Below are 14680 nucleotides of genomic sequence, written 5' to 3' on the forward strand. Positions count from 1 at the left end.
GTCAGCGGCATCCGGAATGATGCTTGGAGAGCACCAATGATCTCTCCCGGTCTTCCCGCCGCGCTCAAGGCCGCACTCGAAGCCAAGCTGCATGGACAGTCGCGGCAGGATGCAGCAGCCCGCGCCGCGCGTATCTCCGACACCTACCGCAGCGGCGGCAATTCCGGAGCGATCACCACCGACGCCGACGCGATTGCCTATGCCACCGTGCGGATGCCGGCGACGTATGCTGCGGTGGCTGCGAGCCTGAATGCTTTGATCCAGGCGAGCCCCGACTTCGCTCCATCCTCGCTGCTCGATGTCGGCGCGGGGCCGGGCACAGCCAGCTTCGCGGCCGCCGAAGCGTTCTCCTCGCTGACATCGTTCAACGCCATCGATGCGAATCCTGCCTTGCGCACCCTGGCGCTCTCGTTGGCCGAGGATGGGCTGCACAGCCGCGATCTGACCTACGCGCTGGGCACTACACGCACCCTGCTCGATCGTGCCGAGCGCGCTGATCTCGTGATCGCGAGCTACGTCATCAATGAACTGAGCGACATGGAGCGTAGGTCCGTCGTCGACCTGCTGTGGGAAAAGGCTGGCAGCGCCCTGCTCATCGTCGAGCCTGGTACGCCGGCCGGTTATCAGCGGATCATCGCGGCCCGGGACCAGTTGATCGCAACAGGCGCTCATGTGGCGGCCCCCTGCCCGCATGCGGCGGCATGTCCGCTGATCGCACCGGACTGGTGCCACTTCGTCCAGCGGCTGGCCCGCTCGCGGGCGCATCGTGAGCTCAAGGGCGCGGATGTGCCGTTCGAGGACGAGAAGTTCAGCTTCGTCGCCGTGACCCGACAGCCCGTCGCGCATCGTGCGGCCGCGCGCGTCCTGGCGCCGCCGATGGTGACGAAGATCGCGGCGACGGCCAAGCTGTGCCTGGCCGATGGGACCGCGGCCACGGTCAGCATTCCCCGCCGCGACAAGCCGGCTTTCGCCGCGGCCCGGCGCTGGGACTGGGGCGACGGCGTGGAGCTGCCGCCACGTCCCTAGAGACCCACGCGGCCCGGCATGGTTAACGTCAAGTCGCGCTTGTCTCTCATTTTGTCGACTTCGCGAAACCCGAGAAAAACCTGCGCTTGCTACGGTGAGCTGCAACGGGCGCCGAAGGCGCTGCTCACAAGGGAACGCGTGTCGATGTTCAGGACGATGACGATCGCTGCAATTCTGATGGCTTCGGCAGGAAGCGCCTTTGCCGGAGGGCACGGCGGAGGCCATGGATCCGAACCGCCGCCCGCCCCGAAGCAGGAAGCCGGTCCGGCGCCGGCCAAGGCGGTCGTCGGCAAGAACGGCCCGATCCTGACCGACCTGAAGGGCATGACGCTGTACTATACCGAGCGCGACAACACCGGAAACAAGTCGACCTGCGACGGCGAGTGCGCCCAGAAGCGTCCGCCGCTGCCCGCGCCCGACAATGCGGTCGCGACCGGCGATTTCACCGTCATCACCCGCAGCGACGGCAAGAAGATGTGGGCCTACCGCTATCGCCCGCTCTACACCTCGCAAGCCGATACGGCGCCGGGCGACATCAAGGGCAACGATCCCGACCAGAAATGGCGGGTCGCTCGCCCCTATTAAGCCGAAGCCGCTGACATCGGGCCGGACGCCTGGACGACAGCCGAACAAGGCACTTGGGCCGGCGCGGCTTGAACGGGCAGCCGCCCTGCCGCGACCAATGCACGCCGGTCCACCCTGGGACCGGCGGCGCCGCCATGTGCCGGCCGCCTCGTCCTCCTGCCCTCTCCCTCGGAGCCCGTCATGTCCGGCTGGATCGTCCTCGGCATCCTCGTCATTCTCGTGCTGTTCGCCTTCGGCGCCTACAACCGGCTGGTGGCCCTCAGCCAGCGCGTCGGGCAGGCCTTTGCCGACATCGACGTCCAGCTCAAGCTGCGCCACGATTTGATCCCGAACCTGGTCGAGACCGTGAAGGGCTACGCCGCGCATGAGCGCGGCACCCTGGACGAGGTGATCAAGGCGCGGAACGCAGCCATTTCGGCTCAGGGCCCGGCGCAGGTCTCCGCCGCCGAAGGCCAGCTCACCGGCGCGCTCGGCCGGCTGATCGCGCTGTCCGAAGCCTATCCGGACCTCAAGGCCAACGCCAATTTCCAGCAGCTCGCCGGCGAGCTCTCGGACATCGAGAACAAGATCGCCGCCAGCCGCCGCTTCTTCAACAATGCCGTTCAGGAATACAATACCGGCATCCAGCAGCTGCCCGCGGCGCTGTTCGCCGGCACCTTCGGCTTCACCCGCAAGGAATTCTTCGATCTCGGTACCAGCCGCGCGGAGGTCGAGGCCGCGCCGAGCGTCAAGTTCTGAGCCGGCGCCCTCTCCGCTGAAGGGCCCGACATCATGGCCGCCTACGGTCTCTACACCCACATCGCATCGAACAAGACCCGTTCGATGCTGCTGCTCGGCGGCCTGTTCCTGCTGATCTACGTCCTGGTGTTCGCGGGCGCGCTGATCGCGGAGGTCATGATCAACGGCAATGGCAGCGTCGCCTATTACATGAACGCCGCCACACGCGACCTGATCAAGGCGCTGCCCTGGGCCACGATCGGGGCGGCCGCCTGGATCGTGATCGCCTATTTCTTCCACCAGAAGATGATCGATGCGGTGACCGGCGGGGCCGCAGTGACCCGCCAGGAACAGCCGCGGCTGTACAATCTGCTGGAAAACCTCTGCATCTCGCGCGGCATCACGATGCCGCAGCTGAAGATCATGGACAGCCCGGCGCTGAACGCCTTCGCCACCGGCCTCAACCCGCGGCAATATTCGGTCACGGTCACCACCGGCCTGCTCGCGGCACTCGACGACCAGGAAATCGAGGCGGTGCTGGGTCACGAGCTGACCCATATCCGCAACGGCGACGTCCAGCTGATGGTGGTGGCCGTCATCATCGCCGGCGTGGTCGGCTTCTTCGGCGAATTGTTCTTTCGGCTGTTCACCAACATGAGCTGGGGCGGCGGCTGGGGCCGCTCGTCGTCGTCCTCCTCATCGTCGTCGGATTCCGACCGCAAGGGCTCCGGCGGCGGCGCCATCATCGTCGTGATCGTCGCGGTGGTGCTGATCGTGCTCGCCTGGCTGCTGTCCCAGGTCGTCAAGCTGGCCTTGTCGCGCACGCGGGAGTATCTGGCCGACGCCGGCGCGGTCGAGCTGACCAAGAACCCGGACGCCATGATCAGCGCCTTGCGCAAGATCGAGGGCCGCGGCGAGCTGCCCGGCGCCACTTCGGCCGTGATGGAATTGTGCGTCGACAATCCCCGGGAGGGTTTTGCCGACCTGTTCGCCACCCACCCCTCGGTGGATGCCCGCGTCCAGGCCCTGATCAAGTTCGCCGGCGGCCATGATCCAGGCCCGCTGGCGCTGCCGTCGGAGGCTGAAGACGCCGACAGCACCGCCGCTGAAACGGCAAATGACGCGCCGCCGCCGCTGCCCCCGTCCGGCCCCTGGGGCGGCGCCAATGGAGCGGGTAGCACGTCCGCTGCCGGGCAAGATACGCCGGCAGGCCCCTGGACGACGCCGGCCGCGGGTCCCTGGGGACGACACTGACGCGCAAGCGAGACGATTGTTCGCCCGCCAGTCAAAGGCGGCGAGCGGCCGTCTTGCCATTCCCTCTCAAGTGTCTCCGCGTTCGTCCCGACGGCCGAGCGAGAATGCGCCCGATTGCTCCCTCCTGTTGCAGCAAAGGCGCAAATTTCCCCCGTCCCGTGCTGCAATGAATTTGAATTCTTCAGCGTTTCTGCCATGTTCGCGCCCAAAGCAGAATGCAATGCGCCGGCCCACTGGCCGGCCTCAGGGCTGAAGGACTTTCCATGGCGAAACCGGCAGTGGTTGTGGTGGGCGCGGACAAGGGCGGGGTCGGCAAGACCACGGTGTCCCGGACGTTGCTCGATTATTTCAGCGCCAACAACGTCCCCACCCGGGCGTTCGACACCGAGCATCCGCGCGGCACGCTGAAGCGCTTCCATCCGGAAATCACCGAGATCGTCGACATGAACTCGACGCCGGACCAGATGAAGATCTTCGACACCCTGAGCGCGGTGGCGCCCTCGGTGACCGTGATCGACGTCCGCGCCGGCCTGATGTCCCCCACCCTGGCTGCCTTGCGCGACATCGGCTTCCTTGACGCCGCCCGCTCCGGCCAGATCACCTTCGCGGTGTTCCACATCCTGGGCTCCTCGATCGCTTCGCTGGACGAGATCGCCGAGACGGCGAGCTACATGATCGGGGCGAAGTATTTCCTGGTGAAGAACTTCATCAACAACACCAGCTTCTTCGAGTGGGACCAGTCGACCTACAATTCCTACTTCCACCGCATCAAGGATGCGACCGAGCTGACCATCCCGAAGCTGAACGAAATGGCGTTCGAGCAGGTCGAGGTCGCCTCGGTGCCGTTCCTCAAATTCGTCGCCAACAAGGGCCCGCGCGACGAGGCCGCCAACTACTCCTTCGTGCTGCGCGGCTATGTCCGGCATTGGCTCGCCAATGTCTGGAGCGAGTACGACCGGATCAAGCTGACCGACATCGTCGGGTCGAGCAAGCCGGCGGCGCCGCGGCCTGCCGGGGAAAAATAGCAGCTCCGTGAATGATGGGGCTTTATCGCAGGCGCGTTTGACCTGATATAGGTCGGATGCCCGCGACGCCCGTCTACATCGTCTGCTCGCCCCGGCCGCAGTCCGGGAAGACGCTGCTTGCGCGGGTCCTGAGCGAGTTCCTGCTGCTCAAGAACGGCCAGGTGCTCGCCTTCGACGTCACCCTGCGCGAGCCGTCGCTGCTCGACTATCTGCCGCAGATCACGGAAACCGCGACCATCGAGGACACCTACGGCAAGATCCAATTGATGGATCGGGTGATCCTCAACGACGGCATCGCCAAGGTGATCGACCTCGGCTTCTACTCGTTCGACGAGTTCTTCAAAATGTCCGAGGAGATCGGCTTTTTGAAGGAGGCCGCACGGCGGAACGTGGTCCCGATCGTCCTCTATTGTGCGGAAGGCGACCGGGTGTCGATGCGCGCCTATGAAAGCCTGCGGCGACAGATCCCCCGGCCCCAGCTGATCGTGGTCGAGAACGACCACGTGCTGCGCGAGGAGCTGCCCGACCTCTACAGCCGCGGCAAGCACCTGCGCATCGCCGCCCTGCCGGCCTTCCTCAGGACCTATATCGAGCGTTTCTCGTTCTCCTTCACCGGCTATCTGCGCCAGGAGAAGGACGGCTCCACCGAGCTCTATCAATGGATCCGCCGCAACTATTACGCGTTCCGGGAGATCGAGAACGAGCTCCTGATGCAGCGGTCCTGATGCCGCCTCCTCAATGGCCCTCGAACGCGATCAGCGAGCGCACGGGCACGTCGAGCGCGCGCAGCTTGGCGGCGCCGCCGAGATCCGGCAGATCGATGATGAAGCAGGCCGCCACCACGGTGGCGCCGATCTGGCGCAGCAGCTTCACCGCGCCCTCCGCCGTGCCGCCGGTGGCGATGAGGTCGTCGACCAGGATCACGCGCTCGCCGGGCTGCACCGCGTCGACATGCATCTCCATCTCGTCGGTGCCGTATTCCAGCGCATAGGACATGCTGACGGTCTTGTGCGGCAGCTTGCCCTTCTTGCGGATCGGCACGAAGCCCGCCGAGAGCTGGTGCGCGACCGCGCCGCCGAGGATGAAGCCGCGCGCCTCGATGCCGGCGACCTTGTCCATCTTCGAGCCGGCCCACGGATGCACAAGCTCGTCGACCGCGCGGCGGAACGCGCGCGCGTCCGCCAGCAAGGTCGTGATGTCCCGGAACAGGATGCCGGGCTTGGGATAGTCCGGAATGGTGCGGACCGTGTTCTTGATGTCCAGATCGAACGTCATCGTGCTCTCATCCACTCTATGTGTTGCCGTCATTGCGAGCGAAGCGACATGTCCGCCGAAGCCCGTTTGGGCGAAGGCGGAAGCAATCCAGGGACCGCGAGAGAAGAACTGGATTGCTTCGTCGCTGCGCTCCTCGCAATGACGGTGTTGATCAACTCCCCGGCTGATTGAGCCGGAACGCATTCTCCACGATCCTCAACCCCACGGCATCGCCGAGCGACATCAGCGATTCCGGGTGGAACTGCACGCCGCCGACCGGCAGCGTCTTATGCTCGATCGCCATCGTCACGCCATCCTCGGTCGCCGCCGTCACCGTCAGCACCTCCGGCATGCTGTCGCGCTCGACGAACAGGGAATGATAGCGGCCGATGACGATCTCGTTCGGCAGCCCCTGCATCAGCCGGCCGCCACGCACCTGCACGCGTGATGGGCGTCCGTGCGCGGGCTGCGCGAGCTGGCCGAGCTGGCCGCCGAAATATTCGCCCATCGCCTGCACGCCGAGGCACACGCCGAAGATCGGCAGCTTCCTGGCGAGTGCCGCGTCGATGGTCGTCGAGATCTTGAAGTCCTCCGGGCGGCCCGGCCCCGGCGACAGCACGATCAGGTCCCAGTTGCGCTCTGCCAGCATGGTCAGCGCATGGATGTAGCGCACCACAGTGACGTTGGCGCCGACCTGGCGGAAGTAGTCAGCCAGCATGTGCACGAACGAATCGTCGTGATCGATCAGCAGCACGTTCTTGCCCGAGCCGGTGGCGTCCGGCGCGGTCGAGGACAGCGGCTTCGGCGGATCGCCGCGCAGCGCCTGGAACAGCGCCGCCGCCTTGACCTGGCACTCCTTGTCCTCGGCCGCCGGGTCGGAATCGAACAGGCAGGTGGCGCCGACGCGCACCTCGGCGAGGCCGTCCTTCATGCGGATGGTGCGGATGGTGAGACCGGTGTTGATCGAGCCGTCGAAATTCACCGCGCCGATCGCGCCGGCGTACCAGCGCCGCGGCGAGCGCTCATTGTCCTCGACGAATTGCATCGCCCACAGCTTTGGCGCGCCGGTCACGGTGACCGCCCAGGCGTGGGTGAGGAACGCATCCAGCGCGTCGAAGCCCGGCCGCAGCATGCCCTCGACGTGATCGACGGTGTGGAACAGTTTCGAATAGGTCTCGATCTGGCGGCGCGCCAGCACCTTGATGGTGCCGGGCACGCAGATGCGCGCCTTGTCGTTGCGATCGACGTCGGTGCACATGTTGAGCTCGAACTCGTCCTTTTCCGAGTTCAGCAGTTGGCGGATCTGCTCGGCATCGCCGATCGCGTCGCGGCCGCGCGCGATGGTGCCGGAGATCGGGCAGGTCTCGACACGCCTTCCGTCGGAGCGGACGAACATTTCCGGCGAGGCCGAGACGAGGAATTCGCCGTCGCCGAGATTCATCAGCGCGCCATAGGGCGACGGGTTGATGCGGCAGAGCCGCTGGAACACTTCCGCCGGCGAGCGCTCGCAGGGCTCGGCGAACAGCTGGCCGGGCACCGCCTCGAACAGATCACCGCGGGCGAACGCCGCGCGCGCCTTCTCGACCGTCGCCTGGTACTCGCCGGGCGCGTGGTCGGCAAAGCCCTGGCGCGGCTCCTTCAAGTAGATGCTCGCGTCGGTCTCGCGCGGCAGGCCCGATGTCGACTGGCCGCTCCAGGAAAAATCGTAAGACAGAACCACGCCACGGCCAGTGGCGCGGTCATAGGCCAGCAGGCGATCCGGCACGTAGAGCACGATGTCGCGCTGGTCCTTCTCGCGCGGCCGCTTCTGTTCGAGGTCCTCGATCTGGAACACGAGGTCGTAGGCGAAGGCGCCGAACAGGCCGAGCAGCGGATCGTCATTGGCCGACAGTGCGGCGATCATCGCGCGTACCAGCGACATCACGCTGGCGCGCCGGGTGCGCTGGTCCTCCTCGACCGGAGCGGGGCCGCGGACGATGTGGCCGGCCAGTCGCGCCGGCGACGCCGCGGTAATGACCACGCAGGGCTCGCGCAGCGTGTCCTTGAGGAAGGCGATCAGCACCTCGCCGCGGCGGTTCAGCGCCTGCAGAGTGAAATCGGTGCCCTTGGTCTCCAGCACCAGCGGCGGATCGGCGAAACCGAGGTCGAAGCTCTCGTAGCGGCCGGGCACGGTGGTGCCGGAGGACAGCACCACGCCACGGCGGCGGTCGAGCAGGTCGATCAGGTCGTCCAGCCGGCTGGCGCCGCCGGAAAACTGCTCGACGGCGCGCGTGATCGCGAGACCGCCTGACGTGCGGTAGTCGCTGCGGGCCGGAAGGGCGAAAACGGTCCTGTTCATGGGGTCCTCTTGGGCGTCCTCTTACGGAATTTGCCGAGGAAACGCCACACAGGACCAACCGGAAGCCGCCGCTGCGTGGCGGCCCCTCTGCGATCGAATGTCAAATGAATCGCACCGGCCACCTTTTACAAGGTGCGCCACCAGAGACGGGCTGGGCGGACGACGGTGCTCATGGCGGGGAAATGACCACGGGGGACGGCCGGGGTCAAGGGCGGCGGGGACACAGGTGGGGGTGGGAGCCAAGATCGACGTCCCATTTAGCCGCCAAGGCGCTCGAACTCTCGGATGGGCCCAGCTGCCAACTCCCCTCCCCCTTGCGGGGAGGGGTTGGGGGTGGGGGTCCACGAGTCCCGCTCTCTCGATGAGCCAACAAACAACGCCAGCGCCGGCGTCTCCCTGCCGGCGCTCCAGCGTGCAGCCTGATCGACCTAGCTTCATCACTCGCACAAACATGGCTTGAGCTCCCAGAGAGTTCATCGCCCGTGGACCCCGACCCCCAACCCCTCCCCGCAAGGGGGAGGGGAGCCGACCGGCTCCGCCGCGAGACCTTGGGCTCCATCGACCTGCGGGATGTCCTTCTGCTCCGCCACAAGCGCGCTATTCCGGGAACGAGCATGCACGTCCTCGCGACGCATCCCGCGCCCGAGCTATGCTTCATCATCCGCCCTCCAAGTCGAGGGCGCAGGGAAGGCCGGGCATCGGCTGATGCCCATGGCCCGCCTGCAGCAAAAAAAGCAGGCGGCAGTCACCACAGGTCAGCCGGACGACCGGCCTTCCCTGCGCGATGGTTTGACGGATTATACGCATTCTCCCCGGGGACCGGGCTGTCTTGCCCCCGTGACCGGCGGATCATCATCACCACCGGCGTAGCCTCAGCGTCGGGAGGCCAGGACCATGCGACTTCACCGTGCGCGCCCGCCGTTCGTCCGCACAACATCAGCCATGCTGCGACGTGACGCGCCCACCGCATCTCCACCCCGCGTGTCGTGACGATCGCGATACGCCCCTCGTGCCGGGATGGGACGCGCGCATCTAAGCATGAATTCTGAAAATTAGAAACAGGAATATTTTCCGGTGCAGGACTGGACAGGCCAAATCAGCTTGAGACCGCAGGACAATTCGGGATCTGGGCGCATGCGTCAGGGCGCGAAGGTGAAGCATTCTCGAGCGCTGTCGTGCGCAGCGCTGGTGAGACGAGCAAACAAAAGGGCTCCCTCTCGGGAGCCCTTGATCGCTTCGGTCGGCAGACGCCGCGAGACGCTCGCTACGCCGCGCGCAGCTGTCCGAGGAAACGATCCAGCTCGTTCTTCAGCCGGCTGCTCTCCTGCGACAGCGACTGCGCGGAGGTGAGCACCTGGCTGGATGCAGCACCGGTCTCCCCTGCTCCGCGGTTCACCTCGGTGATGTTGGAGGCCACCTGCGTGGTGCCCTGCGCGGCCTGGTCGACGTTGCGGGCGATCTCCTGGGTGGCGGCACCCTGCTGCTCGATGGCGGCGGCAATGGCGGCAGAGATCTCGGCGATGCGGTTGATGGTGCCGCCGATCTCCTTGATCGTCATCACCGAGGTCTGCGTCGCGCCCTGCATCGCCATGATCTGCGCGCTGATCTCGCCGGTGGCGCTCGCGGTCTGTGCCGCCAGCGCCTTCACCTCCTGGGCGACCACGGCGAAGCCGCGGCCGGCATCGCCGGCACGGGCGGCCTCGATGGTGGCGTTCAGCGCCAGCAGATTGGTCTGGCCGGCAATGTCCGTGATCAGCTTGACGACGTCGCCGATGCGGCTGGCGGCCTCAGACAGCTCGCTGATCTGGCCGTCGGTCTTCTCCGCATGTTTGACAGCCTCGTCGGCGATGCGCGACGCCTCCTGAACCTGGCGGGCGATCTCGCCGACCGAGGTCGACATTTCGGTCGTGGCCGAGGCGACGCTCTGCACGTTGGCCGAGGCCTGCTCGGAGGCGACGGCGACCGTCGAGGACAGCGACTGCGTGGTATCTGCGGTGCGGCTCAACGTCGTCGCCGCCACTTCCAGGTCGGAGGACGCCGTCGACACCGTACGGACGATGTTGCCAACAGCGGCCTCGAAGCTCGACGCCAGTTGCTGCATGTCGGACTTGCGCCGCTGCTCGGCCTCCTGCTTCTGCTGCGCGGCCTCCGCCTCGATCTCGCGCGCCCGTACCAGAGTCTCGCGCAATTCGAGCGAGGATTTCGCCAACTGGCCGATCTCGTCGCTGCGTCCGCTCTGCCTCAGCGTCACGCTGAAATCGTTCCTTGCCATGCGGACGATGGCGTCGGTGACCTCGGCCATCGGGCGGCTGATCGAAGACGTCGACACCATGAACGAGATGACCAGCGCGACGATCAAGCCCGCGATGGTGGCAGCAGTGGCGATGAAGATCGTCTGATGCGTCTCGCCGGTCAGAGCGTCGGACAGCCGCGAAGAGCTCTTCTGCAAGGCCTCCGTCAGTTGTCGTTGCGTCGCGAGCGCACTGAGCATCGTCGGCTCGCACGTCGTCTTCAGCGCCGCGCCGGCAGCAAACGTCCCGGCTTCGCTGGTCGTCGACGCCGCCTGGTTGATCGCAGGCGCGCACCGCTCGAAAGCGGACCGCACCGTCGACTGCGTGGACGAGACCTGCGTGGCGAAACCGGGAACGAGCCGCGCAATCTCATCCAGCTGGTCGAGATAGAGCTTCTGATTGTCACGCAGCTCCTTCAGCACGGCTGCATTGCCCGCGTCGGTGGACTCGAAGGCAAGGCTATAAGCATTGGCAAGAACGGCCATCAGCACCCGGCCCGATCGCGAGCTGAGAACGGCCGCCTTGTCCTCGTGGTCGATCAGGGCGCTGTAGTGATCGTCGATCGACTTCATCGACAGGCCCGAATAAGCGACGCTGCCGAGGCTCACGAGGCCGAGCAGCAGCAGCAGCACGATGATCTTCGAACGGATCTTGAGGTTGTTCATTGCGGAGTCCCGAAAATGGCGGCGCGGGCGATCACTCGCGGCGCCCTCGCACGAGGGCGCACTATCGCCAGGAATGGACGCGTCGTTGCGTCCGATATGAGCCGGATGGAGATGAGCTCGTGCAGCGAGGCCGAGAAATGCGGAAGCCTCGAGCCGAAGCGTGAGGTCATCAGGCAATCAAGTTCGTCTTAAGTTTGGTTGAAGGAACCGGCACGTCCGAAGCGGCAAAGGCCGTGTTCAGCGCGAATGCGCACCGTATCACTACGGCATCGGCTTCGTCAGTCCGAGTTCCCCGAACTTCTGCTCCGTCGCCGCCACCGCGCTCTCATACACCTCGCCGCGCTCGACGAAGTAGTTGAAGTAGCCGGCCGGAGTCTCCGGCTGGATCTCGACGAGCTCGACGGGCTTGTATTTCGAGTCGGTGATGACGCCGGCCTCGATCAGGTCGTTGATGCGCTTCAGCGCGTCGACTTCGGCCTTGTAGCCGACCGAGAACCACATCTCGGTGGTCCAGTCCTGCACCTCGAACCAATTGGCGGGAGCGTGGCCCTGCCAGCCCTGAGCGAGCGGGCGAACGGCGAAGATGCGGTCGAAGCGGTGGAGTTCGGAGATGATGCTGGCGCGGTGATAGGCGCCGTCCATCTGTCCCTGGGGCAGCGCCGTGAAGCCGTAGAGCGACAGCCACAGCGCGGCCTTGATCGCCTCCGGCGTGATCGGACGGATGGAGCGCTCGGCGCTGACGTCGGAGGCATAGCGCAGGTCGCGCTTCGCGGCCGAGCGTCGCGCCTTTTCGCCATGGTCGTTGCGGATCGACTTCTGCTGCGGCAGCAGGTCGCGCGCGGCGTCGTTGCCGTAAAGACAGCCGGTGCCGGCCTCGGGGTCGTAGGTGTTGAAGACGACGCCGATCGGCGTCGCGTTCAGCGTCTCCGCGGTGCGGACGAAGTCGGCCTCGCTGCGCACCGGGACGTATTGCTGCGCCGGCAGCAGGCGATCGGCGAGCACGTTGAACGGACCGTCGCGCCAGTCCGGCCAGGAGGCGAAGCGCGCCAGCGCCTCCGCATAGGCGGGGCGGAACACGCCGGGATAGCCGAACATCACCGTGCGCAGTTGCGACGTCGGATCACGTGCGCGGTCCGAGGAGATCAGCTCATCGCGCAGGTCTCGGCCCTGCAGCCAGGCGGCGAGCACCAGGATCTGGCCCGAAGTCACCGTCACGAGATCCGGCGCGACGCCCCAGGCACGGGCGGTATCGAGAAAGCCGGCGCCATGGGCGTTCAAGCCGCCCAGGCCCGCGAGCGCAAAGGCCACACTCAAATGCCGTCTCCCTGAACAGAACAAAGAATTCGGGGATGCTACCTCAGATTGATATCGTCCGACAAACGGCGGCGCGCGCCGGTTCGGATAATGAACGACACGACAGCTGCGCGAACGCAGCTGCCGCGCAAGACCCGCCGGAAACAAAGGTGATTCGCGGGCATAAGAGGCCGGACGCGGGGAGAAAACCTGCATCCACCGGGTGTGACACACATCACAACCTCATGTTGCGCGCGTGTATCACGCCTTATTCACCTACCGGCAGTTGCCGTCAGCCCAAAAAGTTACATAACTTGACCGGGCGTGAAGGCAACACCTGTTGTCTATCTGCAATAGTGTGGCAATGATTGGTTAACCATATTGAATTACCTTGGTTAACATGGCTCGCGGCAAACAGCCTTCCGTGTCGCATGCGCTCCCGAAGCAGCAGACGCTGCTCGATTGCTTCCTCGAAGCGCAGGCGAAGAGGACAAAGCGTCGACGGCGATCCGCCGACGAGGCGGCCAGCGCGGCCTCTCCGGAACCGGTGGACAACGGTTCGATCAGCGACGATGTCGAACCGTTGGCGCCGGGCGCAGCGACCGCCCGCGCGGTCTGACCCGCGCGGATCGATCGGTCGGCGCGACGCGCTCAGCTCATCCGAGATGTTTGTGGAAGAACGCCGTGGCCCGGCCCCAGGCGAGCTCGGCGGCGGCGCGGTCGTGCACCGTCATGCGCTGCTCGTTCACGAAGGCATGCTCGGCGTCGTAGCGATACAGCTCGAGCGATTTGCCGGCGGCCTGCATCGCCTTCTCGAAACCGTCGACCAGCGCCGGCGTGCACCAATCGTCGGTGTTGGCGAAATGCGCCTGCAGCGGGATCTTGACGTCGGCGGGCTTCGCCGCCTGCTCCGGCGGGATGCCGTAGAACACGACACCGGCGGCGAGCTCGTCGATCTTGGTGGCGCCGATGATCGTCACCGCGCCGCCGAGACAGAAGCCGGTGAGGCCGACCTTGGCGCCGTTGCGGGCGAGATATTGCGCGGCGCCGCGCACGGTCTGCGTGGTCGCGTCCATGAAGTCGAGCGAGTTCATCTCGCGCCCCGCCGCGTCCGTGTCGTGATACGGCACCACCGTGCCCTTGTAGAGATCCGGCGCCAGTGCGTTGAAGCCGGCGAGCGCGAAACGGTCGGCCATGCCTTTGATCTGGTCCTGCAGGCCCCACCATTCCTGAATGACGACGACGCCCGGCGCATCGGCCTTCGCCGCCTTGGCGAGATAGCCCTTGGCCTCCTGGCCGTCGGGACGCTTGAAGCTGATAAGAGTGCCCATGTGGTCCTCCGTCGTTTCTGTTGACAGTTGGGATTGCGGTTTACCGCAAATCCCGTGACGGTGCGACAACAGGCCGGAGGCTTCGCTCGAACGTGAGAGCAGTGGTCCATCGGTCACCTTGTCGAAAGCGCCTCTCGTCATTCCGGGGCGCCCGAAGGGCGAGCCCGGAATCCATAACCACGACTGATCGTGAGGAACGGGGATGGCTCGGCTCTGCTCTTCGTCCCAAGCCGGCCTGTGGCTATGGATTCCGAGCTCGCGCTCCGCGCGCCCCGGAATGACGGAGCGAGAAACGTCGAGAACAGGCAGTACAGCGCTACACCGGCATCGCGCGCGGGGCGAACAGGATTATGGCCATGCCAGCGAGGCAGATCAGCGCGCCGGCGACGTCCCAGACATCCGGCCGGTGGCCTTCGACCAGCCAGCCCCACGACAGCGCCGCGGCGATGTAGATGCCGCCATAGGCGGCATAGGCGCGGCCGGCGAGCGGGCTGTCGGCGACGGTGAGCAACGCGGCGAAGCCGGCGAGCGCGGCCATGCCGGGCAGCAGCCACAGCGGCGACTGGCCAAGGCGCAACCACGCCCAGAACGCGAAGCAGCCGGCGATCTCGAGCACGGCTGCGCCGGCGAACGCGAGGAGTGAGGACATGGGTGGCTCCAATTCTCGTAAGGCTTGCTGACAAGACCTCTTGAGATGCCCGACCAGAAGCTCATGCTGCCACTGCTCCGGCGACGGGCACGGTGCACCTCGCCCCTCCCTAGCGAAGCGACGCTTCGCTAGGGAGGGGCGAGGTCTGATTGCATCGTCAGATGCAATCAGGATGGGGTACAGGTCTCTCAGCGATCACTGCTTGCGCATTTGCTCATCACCTCGATGCACCGCCCGTGCGGCTGCCCCTCA

General features: G+C 65.9%; 13 protein-coding genes. 7 read left to right on the forward strand and 6 right to left on the reverse strand.

What is annotated here, in order from left to right:
- Nucleotides 1–36: 36 nt before the first annotated feature.
- The 6 genes from ACQR1Y_RS25710 (at nt 37) to ACQR1Y_RS25735 (ending at nt 5332) form a co-directional block, all read left to right on the forward strand.
- A complete protein-coding gene (locus ACQR1Y_RS25710) occupies nt 37–1026 on the forward strand; it encodes a small ribosomal subunit Rsm22 family protein (RefSeq protein ID WP_434876948.1) in 990 nt (329 codons plus the stop codon).
- Between the two features lie 177 nt (nt 1027–1203).
- Nucleotides 1204–1611 carry a COG4315 family predicted lipoprotein gene (locus ACQR1Y_RS25715; RefSeq protein WP_434877155.1) on the forward strand — a complete coding sequence of 136 codons (408 nt, stop codon included), beginning with the start codon at nt 1204–1206 and terminating at the stop codon, nt 1609–1611.
- Between the two features lie 180 nt (nt 1612–1791).
- Nucleotides 1792–2349 (forward strand): LemA family protein, encoded by a 558-nt coding sequence (locus tag ACQR1Y_RS25720; RefSeq protein ID WP_434876949.1) that lies wholly within the window; start codon nt 1792–1794, stop codon nt 2347–2349.
- 33 nt (nt 2350–2382) lie between these two features.
- Entirely contained in the window at nt 2383–3582 is a 1200-nt protein-coding gene (locus ACQR1Y_RS25725) for a M48 family metallopeptidase (RefSeq protein WP_434876950.1), read from the forward strand.
- Between the two features lie 263 nt (nt 3583–3845).
- Nucleotides 3846–4607 carry a hypothetical protein gene (locus ACQR1Y_RS25730; RefSeq protein WP_035646707.1) on the forward strand — a complete coding sequence of 254 codons (762 nt, stop codon included), beginning with the start codon at nt 3846–3848 and terminating at the stop codon, nt 4605–4607.
- 56 nt (nt 4608–4663) lie between these two features.
- Nucleotides 4664–5332, forward strand: coding sequence for a hypothetical protein (locus ACQR1Y_RS25735; RefSeq protein WP_434857064.1), 669 nt, complete (start codon nt 4664–4666; stop codon nt 5330–5332).
- 10 nt (nt 5333–5342) lie between these two features.
- On the opposite strand, the gene ACQR1Y_RS25740 is transcribed toward ACQR1Y_RS25735, so the two are convergent.
- From ACQR1Y_RS25740 to ACQR1Y_RS25755, 4 genes are all read right to left on the reverse strand, one after another.
- Entirely contained in the window at nt 5343–5882 is a 540-nt protein-coding gene (locus ACQR1Y_RS25740; RefSeq protein WP_434857065.1) for an adenine phosphoribosyltransferase, read from the reverse strand.
- 151 nt (nt 5883–6033) lie between these two features.
- On the reverse strand, nt 6034–8199 hold the full coding sequence (locus ACQR1Y_RS25745; RefSeq protein ID WP_434876951.1) for an anthranilate synthase component I: 2166 nt from the start codon (nt 8197–8199) through the stop codon (nt 6034–6036).
- Nucleotides 8200–9463: 1264 nt separating this feature from the next.
- Nucleotides 9464–11155 (reverse strand): methyl-accepting chemotaxis protein, encoded by a 1692-nt coding sequence (locus tag ACQR1Y_RS25750; protein WP_434876952.1) that lies wholly within the window; start codon nt 11153–11155, stop codon nt 9464–9466.
- 261 nt (nt 11156–11416) lie between these two features.
- Nucleotides 11417–12469, reverse strand: a complete 1053-nt coding sequence (locus tag ACQR1Y_RS25755) for a hypothetical protein (RefSeq protein WP_434876953.1) — start codon at nt 12467–12469, stop codon at nt 11417–11419.
- 403 nt (nt 12470–12872) lie between these two features.
- On the opposite strand from ACQR1Y_RS25755, the gene ACQR1Y_RS25760 reads away from it, so the two are divergent.
- Nucleotides 12873–13067 (forward strand): hypothetical protein, encoded by a 195-nt coding sequence (locus ACQR1Y_RS25760; protein ID WP_434857069.1) that lies wholly within the window; start codon nt 12873–12875, stop codon nt 13065–13067.
- A gap of 37 nt (nt 13068–13104) precedes the next feature.
- On the opposite strand, the gene ACQR1Y_RS25765 is transcribed toward ACQR1Y_RS25760, so the two are convergent.
- Nucleotides 13105–13779, reverse strand: a complete 675-nt coding sequence (locus ACQR1Y_RS25765) for a dienelactone hydrolase family protein (RefSeq protein ID WP_434857070.1) — start codon at nt 13777–13779, stop codon at nt 13105–13107.
- A gap of 316 nt (nt 13780–14095) precedes the next feature.
- Entirely contained in the window at nt 14096–14428 is a 333-nt protein-coding gene (locus ACQR1Y_RS25770) for a YnfA family protein (RefSeq protein WP_434876954.1), read from the reverse strand.
- Nucleotides 14429–14680: the final 252 nt, after the last annotated feature.

Source organism: Bradyrhizobium sp. HKCCYLRH3099, from assembly GCF_051167855.1.
Classification (GTDB): Bacteria; Pseudomonadota; Alphaproteobacteria; order Rhizobiales; family Xanthobacteraceae; genus Bradyrhizobium.

What these genes read in the sequence shown, in the direction of transcription:
- ACQR1Y_RS25710 (WP_434876948.1), top strand. Translation starts at nt 37, where the DNA reads ATGATCTCTCCCGGTCTTCCCGCCGCGCTCAAGGCCGCACTCGAAGCC.
- ACQR1Y_RS25715 (WP_434877155.1), top strand. Translation starts at nt 1,204, where the DNA reads ATGGCTTCGGCAGGAAGCGCCTTTGCCGGAGGGCACGGCGGAGGCCAT.
- ACQR1Y_RS25720 (WP_434876949.1), top strand. Translation starts at nt 1,792, where the DNA reads ATGTCCGGCTGGATCGTCCTCGGCATCCTCGTCATTCTCGTGCTGTTC.
- ACQR1Y_RS25725 (WP_434876950.1), top strand. Translation starts at nt 2,383, where the DNA reads ATGGCCGCCTACGGTCTCTACACCCACATCGCATCGAACAAGACCCGT.
- ACQR1Y_RS25730 (WP_035646707.1), top strand. Translation starts at nt 3,846, where the DNA reads ATGGCGAAACCGGCAGTGGTTGTGGTGGGCGCGGACAAGGGCGGGGTC.
- ACQR1Y_RS25735 (WP_434857064.1), top strand. Translation starts at nt 4,664, where the DNA reads ATGCCCGCGACGCCCGTCTACATCGTCTGCTCGCCCCGGCCGCAGTCC.
- ACQR1Y_RS25740 (WP_434857065.1), bottom strand. Translation starts at nt 5,882, where the DNA reads ATGACGTTCGATCTGGACATCAAGAACACGGTCCGCACCATTCCGGAC.
- ACQR1Y_RS25745 (WP_434876951.1), bottom strand. Translation starts at nt 8,199, where the DNA reads ATGAACAGGACCGTTTTCGCCCTTCCGGCCCGCAGCGACTACCGCACG.
- ACQR1Y_RS25750 (WP_434876952.1), bottom strand. Translation starts at nt 11,155, where the DNA reads ATGAACAACCTCAAGATCCGTTCGAAGATCATCGTGCTGCTGCTGCTG.
- ACQR1Y_RS25765 (WP_434857070.1), bottom strand. Translation starts at nt 13,779, where the DNA reads ATGGGCACTCTTATCAGCTTCAAGCGTCCCGACGGCCAGGAGGCCAAG.
- ACQR1Y_RS25770 (WP_434876954.1), bottom strand. Translation starts at nt 14,428, where the DNA reads ATGTCCTCACTCCTCGCGTTCGCCGGCGCAGCCGTGCTCGAGATCGCC.